This window comes from Streptomyces sp. ASQP_92 (assembly GCF_025399895.1).
In the GTDB taxonomy this organism is placed as follows: Bacteria; Actinomycetota; Actinomycetes; order Streptomycetales; family Streptomycetaceae; genus Streptomyces.
The window spans coordinates 16,910-31,203 of sequence record NZ_JAODUA010000037.1 but is presented as its reverse complement, the minus strand read 5'-3'; the positions used below and the strand labels follow the sequence as shown (position 1 = coordinate 31,203).

At 70.8% G+C, this 14,294-nt stretch carries 20 protein-coding genes; 19 read left to right on the top strand and 1 reads right to left on the bottom strand.

Annotated features, from left to right (window positions below):
* The 19 genes from N4G70_RS35985 to N4G70_RS35895 all read left to right on the top strand — a co-directional run.
* A partial coding sequence (locus tag N4G70_RS35985) for a DUF5999 family protein (RefSeq protein WP_261716995.1) occupies nt 1-99 on the top strand: 99 nt, incomplete at its 5' end.
* Between the two features lie 103 nt (nt 100-202).
* A complete protein-coding gene (locus N4G70_RS35980) occupies nt 203-445 on the top strand; it encodes a hypothetical protein (protein WP_261716991.1) in 243 nt (80 codons plus the stop codon).
* Nucleotides 446-498: 53 nt separating this feature from the next.
* A complete protein-coding gene (locus N4G70_RS35975; protein ID WP_261716990.1) occupies nt 499-810 on the top strand; it encodes a hypothetical protein in 312 nt (103 codons plus the stop codon).
* 58 nt (nt 811-868) lie between these two features.
* Nucleotides 869-3,079: a hypothetical protein gene (locus N4G70_RS35970; RefSeq protein WP_261716989.1), complete on the top strand. Its 2,211-nt coding sequence runs from the start codon at nt 869-871 to the stop codon at nt 3,077-3,079.
* Nucleotides 3,080-3,192: 113 nt separating this feature from the next.
* Nucleotides 3,193-3,672: a hypothetical protein gene (locus N4G70_RS35965; protein ID WP_261716988.1), complete on the top strand. Its 480-nt coding sequence runs from the start codon at nt 3,193-3,195 to the stop codon at nt 3,670-3,672.
* The gene (locus tag N4G70_RS35960; protein ID WP_261716987.1) at nt 3,669-3,977 is read left to right on the top strand and encodes a hypothetical protein; all 309 of its coding nucleotides are present in this window, start codon (nt 3,669-3,671) and stop codon (nt 3,975-3,977) included. The genes N4G70_RS35965 and N4G70_RS35960 overlap by 4 nt, the downstream gene beginning before the upstream one ends.
* A gap of 129 nt (nt 3,978-4,106) precedes the next feature.
* Nucleotides 4,107-6,308 carry an ATP/GTP-binding protein gene (locus N4G70_RS35955; RefSeq protein ID WP_261716986.1) on the top strand — a complete coding sequence of 734 codons (2,202 nt, stop codon included), beginning with the start codon at nt 4,107-4,109 and terminating at the stop codon, nt 6,306-6,308.
* Nucleotides 6,309-6,330: 22 nt separating this feature from the next.
* Nucleotides 6,331-6,750 carry a conjugal transfer protein TraB gene (locus tag N4G70_RS35950; protein ID WP_261716985.1) on the top strand — a complete coding sequence of 140 codons (420 nt, stop codon included), beginning with the start codon at nt 6,331-6,333 and terminating at the stop codon, nt 6,748-6,750.
* An 80-nt stretch (nt 6,751-6,830) separates the two neighbouring features.
* A complete protein-coding gene (locus N4G70_RS35945; protein WP_261716984.1) occupies nt 6,831-8,960 on the top strand; it encodes a chromosome segregation protein ParM in 2,130 nt (709 codons plus the stop codon).
* A gap of 87 nt (nt 8,961-9,047) precedes the next feature.
* Nucleotides 9,048-9,236: a hypothetical protein gene (locus tag N4G70_RS35940; protein WP_261716983.1), complete on the top strand. Its 189-nt coding sequence runs from the start codon at nt 9,048-9,050 to the stop codon at nt 9,234-9,236.
* Nucleotides 9,237-9,336: 100 nt separating this feature from the next.
* Nucleotides 9,337-9,480: a hypothetical protein gene (locus tag N4G70_RS35935; protein WP_261716982.1), complete on the top strand. Its 144-nt coding sequence runs from the start codon at nt 9,337-9,339 to the stop codon at nt 9,478-9,480.
* Between the two features lie 86 nt (nt 9,481-9,566).
* Nucleotides 9,567-10,100 carry a hypothetical protein gene (locus tag N4G70_RS35930; protein ID WP_261716981.1) on the top strand — a complete coding sequence of 178 codons (534 nt, stop codon included), beginning with the start codon at nt 9,567-9,569 and terminating at the stop codon, nt 10,098-10,100.
* Nucleotides 10,101-10,276: 176 nt separating this feature from the next.
* Nucleotides 10,277-11,029 (top strand): hypothetical protein, encoded by a 753-nt coding sequence (locus tag N4G70_RS35925; protein ID WP_261716980.1) that lies wholly within the window; start codon nt 10,277-10,279, stop codon nt 11,027-11,029.
* A gap of 234 nt (nt 11,030-11,263) precedes the next feature.
* The gene (locus N4G70_RS37105; RefSeq protein ID WP_315904335.1) at nt 11,264-11,587 is read left to right on the top strand and encodes an RRQRL motif-containing zinc-binding protein; all 324 of its coding nucleotides are present in this window, start codon (nt 11,264-11,266) and stop codon (nt 11,585-11,587) included.
* Between the two features lie 18 nt (nt 11,588-11,605).
* Nucleotides 11,606-11,929 carry a hypothetical protein gene (locus N4G70_RS35915; RefSeq protein ID WP_261716978.1) on the top strand — a complete coding sequence of 108 codons (324 nt, stop codon included), beginning with the start codon at nt 11,606-11,608 and terminating at the stop codon, nt 11,927-11,929.
* 129 nt (nt 11,930-12,058) lie between these two features.
* Nucleotides 12,059-12,745 carry a hypothetical protein gene (locus tag N4G70_RS35910; RefSeq protein WP_261716977.1) on the top strand — a complete coding sequence of 229 codons (687 nt, stop codon included), beginning with the start codon at nt 12,059-12,061 and terminating at the stop codon, nt 12,743-12,745.
* Between the two features lie 97 nt (nt 12,746-12,842).
* Nucleotides 12,843-13,064 carry a hypothetical protein gene (locus tag N4G70_RS35905; RefSeq protein ID WP_261716976.1) on the top strand — a complete coding sequence of 74 codons (222 nt, stop codon included), beginning with the start codon at nt 12,843-12,845 and terminating at the stop codon, nt 13,062-13,064.
* Between the two features lie 125 nt (nt 13,065-13,189).
* On the top strand, nt 13,190-13,615 hold the full coding sequence (locus N4G70_RS35900; RefSeq protein WP_261716975.1) for a hypothetical protein: 426 nt from the start codon (nt 13,190-13,192) through the stop codon (nt 13,613-13,615).
* Nucleotides 13,616-13,661: 46 nt separating this feature from the next.
* A complete protein-coding gene (locus tag N4G70_RS35895) occupies nt 13,662-13,823 on the top strand; it encodes a hypothetical protein (protein WP_261716974.1) in 162 nt (53 codons plus the stop codon).
* A gap of 163 nt (nt 13,824-13,986) precedes the next feature.
* Here N4G70_RS35895 and N4G70_RS35890 read toward each other — a convergent pair whose 3' ends face one another.
* Nucleotides 13,987-14,202 (bottom strand): hypothetical protein, encoded by a 216-nt coding sequence (locus N4G70_RS35890; protein WP_261716973.1) that lies wholly within the window; start codon nt 14,200-14,202, stop codon nt 13,987-13,989.
* Nucleotides 14,203-14,294 lie beyond the last annotated feature (92 nt).

Genomic DNA, 14,294 nt, shown 5'->3' with positions numbered 1-14,294 from the left:
AGTCTGCTCTGCAACGGCGTCCTGGTCTTCGAGGACACCGGAGACCTGCTGCCCGACGGCAGCATCGTTGCCCCGCACCGGCCTGCGGTCGCGGCCTGACGGTTGCTTGATCCGCCCGCGCCAGCCGCCACACCCCGGCGACCGGTGCGGGCGGTGAAGAGGAGCCGGACAGACCGGACCACACAGGATCGAAGGGAAAGCGATGCGCATCACTCGCGCCCGGATGACCACCGAAGCCGACTACTGGCAGAACGTCGCCGCGCCCCAGGCCGCGACGGCGGCCGCCGAGAACAAGTCGATGGCCAAAGACCTCGCGCATGACGACTACGTCCGCGAGTGCGCCGCACGCCGAGCCGAACTGGCAGAGGCCAATGAGCGCGAGTACCTCGTGCTCGCTGAACAACTGCGTGCCGGTGAGATCCCCGACGGCTACCGCTTCGACTGACGGCCCGCGGCGGGAGGCGTGCCCCGCTGACCACGTCCGGCGAGGCCGACGACATGACGCAGACCATCACCCGGCGCACCCAGCAGCACGCCACCACCAACCAACTGCCCACCCCAAAGCCCCATCACCACTCAGAACAGGAGACGTTCATGCCGCTCCCCACCTGTCTCACCAGCCAGATCACCGCCGCACAAGCCGAAACCGACGGCGACGGCACCACCTGGTCCGCCTACGCCACCACCGACGACGGGCTCACGCAGATCGCCGGTGCTCACGACCGCGACCACGCCCAGCGCTGGCTGGACGAGTCCGGTCGCACCGGCATCGTCGCCCCCAGCCGGCGCACTTCCGAACAGCGAGCCTGATCGAACACCCGTGAGCGCCGCCCCCCTTGGGGCGGCGCCCCATTTGGAAGGAGGCGGCGTGGCCGCCAAACGAACCCGCAAGAGGCCCACCGCCCGCAAAAAGCCAGCGGCAACCCGCACCGCTCCGCAGCCCGCGACCTCCCTTATCCCCGACGTCTCGCCGGCCTCGGCCACGATGACGGACACGGAGGCAAAGGTCGTCGACCTCGATGTGCTGGCCCGCGTCGCGGACGCCCGCGACCGGGCCGCCGACATCATCGACACCGCGCGCGAGCAGGCTGCTGCCCTCCAGTCCGAAGCCGAGACCGCCGCCGCGCGCACCATTGCCGACACGCATGAGCAGGTCACCACGCTGATGTCCGAGGCGCAGGCCCGCGCCGAAGGCATCACCGCTGACGCCGGCCAGAAGGCCGCCGCTCACCGCCTTGAGGCGAAGGGCGACCTCGAGGCGGCGCGCGTTGAGGCCGGCAGGCTGCTGGCGGAGGCCCGCGAGCGTGCCGAGACCCTGGTGGGTGAGGCCCGAGCGCAGGTCACTGAGCTCACCGAGCTGGCCGCCACCGACCGCGCGGCCACCGCCACGGCGGTCGCTGAACTGCGCCGCCTGGCGGAGGCCGACCTCACCGAGATCAGCGTCCTGGTCGACCAACGCCGTACCGAGGCGGGCCAGATCCTCGCCCGCGCCCAGGAGCAGGCCGACGCACTGGTCGCTGCGGCGCAGCGGGAGGTCGACCAGGCCCGCGCGCGGTTCGCGCAGCTCGCGGCGACGGCGGCTGAGCAGTACGCCGGGCGGCGGGCGGAGGCAGAGGGGCTGTACGCGGACGCGGTCAAGGCTGCTGACGGCCGGCGCCGCGAGGCCGACGACCACGTGGCCGCTGCGCACACCGAGGCGGAAGCGGCCCGCACCGAGCTGCGGACGAAGCTGCGCGCGCTCACCGACCAGTTCGACGCGGAGGCCGCCACCAAGCGCAAGACCCTCGCTGACGAACTCGCCGGACTCAAGGCGGCGTGCGACAAGCAGCGCGAGCGCCTGCGGGATGAGGCCAAGACCGTCGCGGTGCAACTGCGCGAGGCCGCCCAGAAGGAAGCGAGCCGCATCACCACGGAGGCGGAGCGCAAGGCGAAGGCCGTCACCGAGCGGGCGAAGGCCGATGAGGCTCGTGCCCGCCGACTGCTGGAGGAGGCCCGGGAGGCGAAGCGGTCCGCGTCCCGCTGGAGCGGCTGGCAGCAGAACATCAGCCACAAGGCGTGGAAGACGGCCCCGTGGATCGCTCTGGCCGCCGGCGTCGGGCTCGCGGCCTCCGGTGAGTACGAGCTGGCCCGCATGGTCGGCATCAACACCTACGTCGCTCCGCTGCTGCCGGTCTCGATCGACGTCTACTGCGTCACCGCGTTCCGCGCGAAGAAGGACATCCCGTACGCGCTGCTGCTGATGGCGTCGGCGAACGTGACGTACCACCTGTCCGAGCAGGCGGACCTCGTCCAGGACGGTCAGTCGGCTCCGTGGCCGCTGACGACATTCGTCGTGCTGATCTTCGTGGCCGTCATCTGGCGTGTCCACACGCTCATGCACGACGACAGTATGGACGGCCACGGCAGCAAGGCCGCTTCGGCCGGTCGTTCCGGTACGGACGGCGGAAACGGAATGGCCGACCGTACAGGTACGCACCGACGTACCGACGGAACGGACACCGTGTCGTCCAGCCGTGCAGAGGGCGCGAGCCACGACCTGTACGCCGCACACAATGCGGTTCGCCCGGACGGCTCGGGCGCTGGATGGGACGGTACGGAGCCTGTACGCCCCGCCTCGCACCCGCTGCACGAAGGCGGCACCGAAGCTGCGGTGACCAGGTCGTACAGCGACCGTACAGGCGGCGTACATACCCCCTCCGAGGGGGCGCCGCGTACAGGTACGGCGACTGTCGGGCGTACCGGGATGGCCAGCGCGGCCGTACAGGGACGCGCCGCCGCAATCAGCGTCCGTACACAGCCCGGTGGCGAGGGTGTTCCGGGGGCTCGTACAGGTACGGACTCCGCGTCCTCTTCCACAACCGGAACCGTCGGTACGGCAGGCGCGGAGCGTCCCGGTACGCCTGTACGGACGGACGAGGAACTCCTGCCGCTCGTACAGAAACTCCCCCGCGGCCAGGACGGGTTCGTGACCCTCTACCGGGTCCGTACTGACCTGAGCGTCAACAGCGACCGCGCGGTGCGCCTGCTTTCTAAGGCCGGCCTGCTGCGCCCCGAGGACGCGGACAAGCACCTGGCGTGATCCGAGTCCGGCACACGCCAGTGAGGGCCAGCCCATCCGAAGTGGGCTGGCCCTCGCTGCGACTGCCGGAAGCAGTCACAGCCCCACCAGTACACCAGGAGGGAATCCCTGCCGTGAACAGCAACGACGACCCGAGCTACTCCCCGCTGCGCGATGTCGCGCAGAGCCCGGAGGCGACCGCCCGGTACCTGGCCGATGTTCAGCGGGTCCTGCTGGACATCGGCCGGAACCTGGAGGCCCTGGCCCTGGAGACCCGCGTCCATTGCCGCGACACCCACGTCGAGGGCGACCGCTGGTTCGACGCCTGGATGCGCGCCCAGCCCGTCGAAAGGGCGCTCAAGGACGTCCTCAAGCACGTCGAGGGCGTCACCAAGGGCCTGGAAAAGAGCGCATTTAAGCGCCGAGCCCACGACGAGGCGGTAGCGAATACCGCTAAGAAGAGGAAGGAAAAGGAGCTGGAAAAGAGGCGGAAGAATGCCCCGCCGCTGCGGGCCGCTCAGCAGAGTCCGCCGCAGCAGGGTAGGGAGGGCCACAATTCCGGGTATGGTGGTCCCACGTCGATTTACGATCTGGGTAACCGGGAGTCGGCGTGAACCGCCCCCTCAGCAGCGCAGAACGCTCGGCAGAGCAGCGCCAGAACTGGCTGAAGGAAGAGGCGAGGAAAGCCCGCGAATCTCGCGGCGAGGCGGGGCAGATGGAATTCTGGCTCCGCCTGGCACGGTCCCGAATGGCTAAAGACGTCAAGGCGAATCGGCCGGGCGTCTACGCCGGATTCGCTTTGGTCTGCCGCCTGTTCATCACGGCGCTGGACCAGCGCGTGGAGGGCGACGAGCGGATCTGGAACGACCTGCTGCAGTACGCGGAGCAGGTCGTGGCGAAGTACCCGCCGCGCAACTGAGCACCCACCAACGAAGGCCCCGCCGGACTCCGGCGGGGCCTTCGCCTCGCGTAATGCGTGCACACGTGCACGTGCACACGCGTGCACACGAGACCCCCTGTCTGTCAACCCCCTGGAAGGAGGCGCTCCGTGTCCGATGTGGATGACCCGAACGGGATCCTGGTCCGCGGCCCCTGGCGCGGCGAGTCCTCGTACGTGCCGCCGCCGATCGCGGATTACGGCGACACCATTCCGCCGCCGGAGGACATTCCCGCAGCTCGCCCGGAGTCGCCGGAAGAGACGACGATGCAGTTGCCGACGATTCCGGCCGCGCCGGACCCGGCAATGGCATTGCGTTCCGAGGGAATTACCCCGCCAGTAGTCGGAGAAGATGACGGTGAATGCGAGGAAGGCGAATATGTCCAGCCTCGTTCTCTCGCCGACCGTCTCGGTGACTGGCTGGAACTCCGGTTGGAAATGGCGCGGTACAACCACGAAAGTGAAGCGCCTTTCCGTGAGGCTGAAATAGCGCGGAAGGCGGCACTGCTGGAGGGCCGCACGGCGCAGGAAGTCGCGATGATGGAGCAGAACGGAAAGCTCCACGCCGCGATGATGAAGGCGAAGGGCGACAAGGCGGCGGCCCGCGGAAAGGCGGATGCCGACCGCACGAAGTCCTCCAGTTCCGGGCTGGGCGCCGACAAGGGCCGCTCGAAGGCCGGCGGCGGGTCCACGCGGGGCGGGGGCGGCAGCGGCGGCGGCGGGCCCCGCAACAGCTCGGGGCCCGGGTCGAAGGGGCCGGGGTCGCGTGGCTCCAACTCCGGCGGCGCCGCCGGGCGTTCGGGGTCCGGGGCGGGCGGCGGCAAGGGCGCCGGTAAGGGCCCTGACCGGGCCTCTGCTAACCGTTCCTCCGGCCCGGGGCGCTCCGGATCAGGAGGGGGCTCGAAGGGCTCCCACAGCGGCGCTGGCGGCTCCGGCAGGGGCCACAGCTCGAAGGGTGACGGCGGCGGCCGGGCGCAGCACAGCAGCCCGGCGTCCAATGCCCGTGCGGAGCGGGCCCGCGGCCGCGCCGATCGCGCCTCGACCCGTCAGGCCGGACGGCAGGAGCGGCGCAGCGCCGGGCACACCGCCGGAATCGCCGACCGGAGCAAGAACCGGGACCAGGCCCGCGCCAACCGGCAGCAGGAATGGCAGGACCGCCGGGACAAGAAGGCGGAGCGGGAGGCGGTACGGAAGGCGAAGCGGGAAGCCGCGGCGTCGGCCGACACCGGCCGCACCACCTTGGGCCAGGCCGTCGGCGAGGAAGCCCAGCGGCGCTTCGACAAGCGCCGCGCCGACGCGAAAGCCGCCGCGGACGCCAAGGCCGCCAAGGCGGATGGGGCGGAGAAGGTGAACCTGACCAAGGACAAGGACGCCAAGGGGAAGGGCACTGACGGCAAGGACGACAAGAGCGCCAGGGAAGCCCCTGGCGGGGCCTCCAGTGGTGGGAAGGGCACCCCGGCGGCCGATGAGTCCGGCAAGGACGACAAGGCCGCTGACGGGGCGTCTGACGGCTCGAAGAAGCGGCGCCGGTTCCGCCGCCGCGCCGGCGGTTCGGGCCGGGCCGGACGACGCGGCCGCACCCGCCGCACCAGGGGCGGCGCCGGGCGTACCGGTCGTACGGCGGGCGCCGGTCGGCGTGGGCGTTCCGGGGGTTCCTCGGACAGCCGGTTCGGGCCGCCGCCCACCCCGACGGTGGAGTGGCCCGATCACCCCACCCGCCCACCGCGTACGGCGCCGCCCCCCGAGGAGGACATCGTCGACGCGGACATCGTCCCCGACAGCCCGGCCGCGATGACGACCGGCGTCAAGGGCCTGCCGCCCGCGCCGGAGAAGCACACCGCACGTCCCGGCACCAGCCGGCCCACAGCCACGGAAGGGAGCAGCGTGAGCAGCGCATCGGTCAGCAAGCCGTCCGGCCAGGGCAACTTGGCCGTCCAGCACCGCACGGACATCACGTTCGACGAGTTCTTGATGGAGATGGCGAACATCGCCATCAAGGCCGCCTCCGACCAGGAGCGCGCCGAAGCCCTGATGGAGGCGCTCGGCAAGGTCGCCGACGCCCTGCGGGACATGGCCGCCGACTTGGTCGGCGACCACAACATCTCCACCGCCGTCACCGACCTGATTGCCGACCTCGCCGACTCCGCTGCCCGGATGAAGGAGCAGGCCCAGCGGTGCGCGGAGCAGTGCGGCATCGCCAAGGAGGCCGCCAAGCTCGCGGCCACCCAGGTCGCCCGCGTCTACGGCCAGGACATGGCCGCCAAGGAAGACGCCGGCCTCCAGCACGCGTCGGCCGCCGCCCACCACGACTAGAACCACGAAGGGACCACCGGTGATGAGCAGCGACCTCGCACCCCGCAGTACCGGCGCGGCCCCGGCCCCGGCCGACGGCGACAACCGCTACAAGTCCGTGCAGAACAAGCTGGACAAGCTCGGCAAGGCCATGGACGACGCCACCCTCGAACTCGAGTCGCTGCGGCGCAGCATGCGGGCCAACGCCACCCGCACCGAGAACGTCGCCCGCGACATCGAGAACGCCGGCCTGGACGGCAAGTTCGTGGAGGTGACCAACCTGGTCTCCGTCGCCCTGGGCGGCGCCGCCGTGGAGGTCAAGCGGCTGTGCGACACCGCGCAGGAGACCGCCGACCTCACCCACAAGACCAAGGGCACCCACTCCCGGCTGTACGGCGCGCTGGACGACATCCGTTCCAACCGGCGCGAGAAGACCCCCAGGCCGGGCTTCTTCAACCGCTGACCCCACCCCTCCCCCACCCCCGCCACGGGCGGCGCCGCACACCGCGGGGCCGCCCGTCCCCATTCCTGAAGGAGCCCACGGTGTCCACGCCGCGCAGCGTCGTGCTCGAACGTCTCGCCTACACCCTCGCCGCGCCCGTGCTGGCCGTGGCCCCGAACCTCTACGCCGACAGCCCCGTCAACCAGATCGTGCAGCTGGCCGGCGCCGCCGGGATCGGCGGTTGGATCCTGGCTGCCAGGAGCGACGCACACGGCGCCGGACGCAAAATCCTGCGCTGGTCGCCTCTGGTCCTGGCCGCCGCCATCGACGTCACCGCAAAGACCACCACCGGCTGGGGCCCCTGGTGGACGGACGGGCTCCTCGCCGCGGGATGGGTGGCGGCCGGCTACGTGGTGATGCCGTTCTCGCGGCACGCCCGGCGCCGTCACCGCCCTGCCCTCGCCGCCCCGGTCCTGCGGATGGTGCCCGTCGAAGCCCCGGAGCCCGCTGTCGTGCCGGACGACGGAGCCGACCTGCTGACCCGCGACGCCAGGGTGCTGTGGGAGCGCGCGGGGATGCCCGCCCGCACCCATATCGTCAAAGCCACTCGGCACCCTGCGATGCGCAACGACTACACGCTCCTGCTGCGTGCCTCGGAGACCGGGCGGCCCATCACCGGTCTTTCCGAGGCGGTCGTCGCCGCCGCGTTCTTCATCGACGAGAGCGATGTGGCGCTCTCCCAGGTGGCAATCCAGCCCGGACGGCAGGGCGGGCCTGGCTGGATGGAAGCCCACCTCACCCCCGACGCCAACCAGCGCCGCCGCACCAAGCCGACCGACCAGGAGCGCTGGACGGACAAGGTCGGCTCGCCCAAGGGCGGCGCCCCCGGCTCCGAGCTGGTGCACAAGGACCGCGATGCCGTCCGCGGGGTCACCTTCTACCGCGCGAAGATGACCGACCCCACGGCTTCCCCGCGCATCGACCTGGCGAAAGTCTGCCGCGGCCTGGGGTTGCCCGAGGACGACTCCTGCGTGTTCGTCCTCATCGACGGCACCGAGTTCCTCATCAGCGCCTTCGACAAGCCCCCGCTGTCCGCGATCTTCCCCGCAACCCGCGAGCTGCTCACCCCCGACGCCAAGGGCATGTACGTGTGCGGGTTCACCATCACTGGCCAGCCGGTGAAGAACATGGTGTTCCAGCACGACAAGAACGCCGCAGCCCACGGCTTGATCCTCGGGGTGTCGCGGAGCGGCAAGACGCAGTTCTTCGCGATCAACATGGCTGCCCAGTCCCTGGACGGCCAGGTCGTGTGGCTTGCCACCGTCCGCAAAGACGAGAAGACGTCCACCCTCGGCCGGTACATCGACCGGCAGGGCTCGAACGCTCTGTGGATGGCCCGCTCGCTGCGCGCGGCGAAGGCGTTGTGCGAGATCAGGGCGGAGATGCCCTGGCCGCACGACGGTCAGCCGCACGACTACAAGCCCGGCGACCCCCGCTGCCCCTATCGGCAGTTGAACGTGTACGCGGATGAGTTCATGACTGCGGCGCAGGACGCAACGTTCGGCGAGTTCATCCAGGCCGACGGAGACGACCTCACCGTGACCGGCCTGAAGTACGGGATCGGCTTCAACCCCGCGGGCCAAAGCCCGTTCGCGCACAACGGGTTCTCCACCGAGATGAAGGACAACCTCCGGCAGAACTCCAGGCCGACCATCTTCAACATGGGCTCGCCCGGCGCCACCCGCAAAGCGGCGGAGGGCACGATGGAGAACGCCTACGACGTGCCGACCATCCCGGCCCGCTACGCCCAGCAGGAAGGCTCCGCGATCGAGCGCGCCATGAAGGGCGAGGCCGACCCGGAGAACGGGGTGAGCACCGGCGGTGTCGCCATCATGGTCATGGACAACGGCCGCGCGGTCCTGATGCGGTCGCTGTACGCGGACTTCGACACCGACCTCGCCGACCTGTTCCCCGCCGAGGTCAACCGCCTCACCGACCACGAGATCAGCGAGCTGACCAAGCGCGGCCTGTGGTTCGACTGGAACGAACCGGTGCGGCCGGGGGAGTTCTGGCCCGAGCCGGAGGAAGGCGACGGCGGCGACGACGGCGGCTCCCGCCGTCGCGGCGGCGGTGGCGGCAAGCATGGACCGAAGTCCGGCAGCCGCCGCGAAGCCCAGGTCACCTCGCCCCGCCAGGCGCTGGAGGCCATCAAGAGCCTCAACAACGTCTGACCCTCTCCCTTCCCAACCCGTCACCGGTGGGGGCCGGCCTGCCCGGGCACGGCCAGCCCCACCGATCCCATCAAGGAGGACCCCGCCGTGGCCCTGAACATCTCCGCCGCCGTGCTGCTGGGCATCATCGTGGCCGTTCTGCTCCGGGGCGGCCACGTCCGCTTCGGCTCCATGCTGGCGTGCAGCCTGTTCGGCTTCACCCTCGCCGCGACCGGCCTGGCCCCGATCATCAACAGCGGCCTCGCCTCACTGGCCGGACTGGTCGCCAGCCTCTGATCGTCATCCACCGGCCAGTTCCGCCAACCCAGCAGTAGAACGCCGGAATCTGACGCATGCTCTTGTCGGGCCCCACCAGCCACCAGGGGGAGACAAGGGCATGGCACACCTGCACTACACCTGCTGGGACTGCGGCGAGGACTGCGTCGTCCACGGTGACGGGTGCGACTGCTGCGACCTGGTCGACGTCCCCAACGAATGGGACTGCTGGAACTGCGGCGCGCTGAACTACACCCCCGACTAGCAGGCCTCCCCTCCCTGCACGAGCCGAAGGGCGCCGCCGGACACAGCCCGGCGGCGCCCTTCGGCGTACCCCGCCTGGAGCCCCCGATGCCCACCACACCCGCCCCCGCCATAGCCCACACCACCCTGGCCGCCGCGCCGCCGGCCGAACTGTCCCTCGAGGAACGCATGGCGTTCATCAACGCCGCGATGACCGTCCGGCTGGAGGAAGCCGCCGTCGCCTACGAGGTCAACACCGCGCACATCCCCATCGAGCCCGTCGACCTGGCCGACGTTGTCACCGTCCCGCTCACCCCGACCCTCCAGCCCCCGACTCCGTACCCGACGCCGGTGGCGGCGCTCCTTCAACGCGCGCACCACCGGCTGCGCACCGGCGGCTGGTGTTCCGGCGCCCTGGTCGACGAGGACGGGGCCCGCTGCCTGTACGGCGCGATCCACATCGAAGCCCGCAGCGACCAGAGCGTGGAGTCGCGCGGCTTTGAGGTCCTGATGGACGCGATCCGCCGTCAGTTCGGCGACGTCGACTCAGTGCCGTCCTTCAACGACGGCTTCGCCAGCGGCCGTATCCCGATGCGGATGCTCGACCAGGCCGTCGGCCTCGCCGACGCACGCGGCCTCTGACCCCTGCTCCGGACCACCTGCCTCGTACCCGAACCCTCGCGGACGGGTGCGGGCCAGGCCCTCCGGCTTCTTTACGCCGTAAAGAACGGCCGCCTGCGGCCCACCTCGCCGTAGGCCCCCTGGACCGCCCGTGCATCACCGGCCCCCACACAATCCCGATCAAGGAGCGTCCCGCCATGCAGTCCGACGACAAGCTCATCAACGGCCAGCCCAACCCGAACAGCCCGAGCTTCCTCGATCTGCTCAACCAGACGCCCCCGCCGCCGGACACCGATCTGAACAAGGACCCCGGCACCACACGCTTCACCCAGCTGCGCGCCGCGTGGAACGCCTCATGGGAACACGGCGGCTTCCTGCACGGGCGGTGGGAGGAACTGCGCCAGGCCCCGCAAGCCGGATGGCACGGCATGGCCCACTGGATCAAAGCCCTGCTGGCCCTCATTGGCGTGTGCGCGGTCATCATCCTGCTCGACACCGCGGGCGACATCTTCGACGCCACCGTGAGCCGCATGGTCGACGCCGCCCCCGCGACCCGGACAGGCACCAGCGCTGCCAACGGGCTGTGGGGCGTAGTCGAGACCCCGCTCCGCTCCTACATCGCGCACCACACCGCCGGCCTCGCCGTCAGCGCCTCCGCCGTCTTCGCCTTCTGGCAGCTCGTGGGCTGGTTCGGCCTGATCGGTGGGTTCATCGGCAGCACCGGCGCCCGCATCACCTGGACCTGCTGGGGCGCCGGAAGCGTCCTCGCGGTGTGGTCCGCAGCCCCGGCCGACGGGCGCACCGTCGCCACCGGCATCGCCGTCCTCGCTTGGACCATCGCCTCCACCGTCGCCCTGCGTGGCCTGAGCCTGCGCCCGGTGGTCAGCAACTTCATCCACATCCCCGCCCCGGCCCCCGCGCCCGACAACGTCCACCCGTTCCAGCGCTGACCCCAGCCGCCCCGTCGACGTCTTCCGCAGGCGGGGCGCAGCACCCCTGGCCCCTGCTACCCGCAACGCCCCGCCCGGCTCCCCGGTACCTGGAGCCGGTGATTCCGTGCCCTCGGAAGGAGCGGCGCCGCGAGCTCAAGAAGATGCCGCGCAGCACCGCGACGCTGGAGGAGTTCGACCGGCGCTTCTGTCTCGAGGGCCTGGTCACCCGAGCCAGCTGCGCGAGCGGGGCCTGTGCCCCGGCGGGCACGGGTCGCGGTCCTGTGCTGCAAGTACTGCGTGTACCGGCCCGACCAGTCGTGCAACCACCCCACCGGGGCCTGGCTTTACGACGTAGAGCTTGCTCGGCCGAAGCGGACTCCGACGATGGCGCAGGAATGGATGCTGGACCGGGCGATGACTGCGAGGTCCACATGTTCCCAGTGCCTGCGCCGGTACTACTTCTGTCTCCCGCTGCGCACCCTGGGCTGCTGCGACCCCTGCGCCCGGGGCTACGAGCCCAGCCCCGACACCTACTTCGCCTCTACGGCCCCGGTCATCCGTCGGCTGGCCGCCTGATCAACGAATCCCTTGAAGGTGAGTCACCGTGGCTCGGCCACCCCTTCGCCCGGCCCTGGCCATGCGCGCCCGAACCGCCGTGCTGGCTGCGGCCAGCGTGCGCGTCATGGTCGCCGCGGCCGCCCCTTCCTTGAGGCCGGCCACCGGCGGCTGTACGCCGACCGGCACCGCATCGAGCTCAAGCCCCGACCCCGCCGCTCCTGCCCCGACTGCCGAGGCGCGGGCGGCTGGTGGACCAGCGGCCCGTTCCTGGAGATGGAGGCGTGCGGCTGCTGGTCCGAGCGGCGCGAGCTCCGTGTCCGGCTCCTGCCCGTCGCGGCCTGGGACGAGCCGCCCTTCTGAACACCGCCGCCCCTGGCCGGACTCCGGCCGGGGGCGGGAGCGCACCACGGGGCGTCCGCAGCATCGGCAAGAGGCCGGCCGCCCCGCGAACCTCCACCCCGAAACACCGAGTTGAGGAGCACACCCAGCATGACCGATCGCCTCCGCGCCATCGAGGGCCTGGCCCTGGCCGCCGCCCTGACCGCCGTCTTCGACGGAGTCCACAGTTTCGGGGACCAGTTCGTGCAGAACTCGCACGACGCGTCGACCAAGGGCATGCACGGCTCCCACCTGGTCTACAAGAACGACGGCTCCCCGGTAGAAGAGAATCCGTGGCGGCATGGTCCTGAGGGCCGCACCTGCACCGCCAGCGCGTACGGCCGCCGCTCCGCGAGCCGGCACGTCGCCAGCTACTCCGCCGTGCAGCTCGCTTCGACCATCGCCGTCACCCGCACCGTCGGCTACCGCGTCCCCGCGGCCGCGCTCCTCACCGGCGCCGCGATCAACGCGATCACCCACGGAATCCTGGACCGGCGCGACCCGCTCCTGTGGCTTGCTGGCAAGGCGGGCAAGTCCGGCTACATCAAGCACGCCACCGTCGTCCGCAAGGCCGGCGTCGAGGGCACCGCGTACCCCGAGCCGGTGCAGGACGTCTCTGGACCCGGCACGGCGCTGATGGAGCTGGACCTTCTCTGCACTAACCGCCACCGCCAGCCCCGTGAGGCTGGCGGTGGGTGGGGTGAGCCACTCCGGTGCCGTCGACCGCGCGCACTCGGGCAGACACGGCCGGGATGTTCAACCGCTCTGCCGCCCGTGCCACCGGTTCAAGACGCGTGAGGACTTCGGGCCGCTGGTGCTCCGTTCTGGCGCCACCCTGTACGGGTTCTGACCAGACCCGTGCGGGGTGGTTACGGCGTCGGGGAACAACGGAACGGTGGTTCACGGTAGCGGCGGTTCCGCTTACGGATCTCGCAGATACGACGACATGCTCGGCATGGCGCTGCACCTGCGGGACCAGGAGCTGAGCCTGCGCGAGATCGCGGCCCGGTTCGTCATCACCAAGGGCGCGAAGAAGGGCCAGCATCCCTCCGCGCCGACCGTCATGCGGATGCTCCGCGAACATGACGCGCAGACCGCCACTGCGGCGAGCACGTGATCGTCTCGCTACCTTGCGGCTGGGGTCAGAGGTAGGACCTCGGGGCCCTGAGGGCTGGTTACGGCGCGGGTTCGACGGGCAAGATCCAGGCGCGTCGGCAGCGAGCCGTCCAGTGAGGAGACGCCATGTCCGAGACCACGCCCAACGCCAAGGGCCCCGCCAAGGTGCAGATGTCACCCGAGCAGATGGCAAGCCGCGGACTGACACCCACACCTGAGGCAACAGCACCCCAGGAACCGACGCTGGTCCCGGCGGACCAGGTCAAGCCCGAGGACATCGCGACCCTGTCGATCGAGTACCGGGACGGTCAGCCCGTGGTCGTCGTAAGCGATGGGAAGTACGTCCCGTCCGAGCTCCCCGTTGTGGACAGGGCCGGCGAGGCATACGCGGCCCGATTCGCCTGGGTGAACGGCGTTGCGGTCCTCCACACGCCCGACCCGGAGTCCGCACCAGCTGGGTCACCGGTGTCCGCACCAGCTGGGTCATTCGTAAGCCTGGGGACGACGGACCTCACCGCGACAACGTCGATGGAGCAGACCATCAGCCATTAATGGCCGCGTGCGGTGCTGATCCGCGTGCACACCTCGGGCCGAGGGCGTGAGCCTGCGCGACATGGCGCCCCGGCTCGTCATCACCACCGGAGCGAAGAAGGGCCAGCATCCCTCCGCGCCGTCCGTCATGCGGATGCTGCGCGAGCACGACGAGCGGATGGCCGCAGCAGAGACGGCGAAGGGCCTGGAGGCCGCTGTGAGCCCCTAAGTGCACCTCAGGCGTCCGATGGGGGCCCCGGAGTCGTTCACGGGCGGCCCCGGGGCCTTCCTCGTCGCGTACGGGCGCGCGTGCGTGTGCGGCCTTGGGGCACAGCAGTACAGCGGCTTAGCGTTAAGCCGCTGATCATGGACGGGGCAGGTCATGGGCGGGACTACCGCAGCTCGGTGTTCGGGTGGGGCTGGGCCTGGAGCCGTTCGCGGAGGTGGATCTCCTCGGGGGTGAGCGGGTCCTGGGGCCGCCGGATGCGTACGGGCTTGGGCCGCAGCGGCAGGCCGTCGTCGGCCGCAGCCGCCTCGGCTTCGGCGAGCGCCCGGTAGAGCGAGGCGACCGACGGAGACCTGCCCGCGTTCTTTCCGGTCGCCGCCATCCCTGGCCCCGCTTCACATGTCGGAGTGCGGCAGCACCTGGTACGCCGCGGAGACTCGGTTCGGGAAGACGAAGCGATCCGACAGCCTGTAC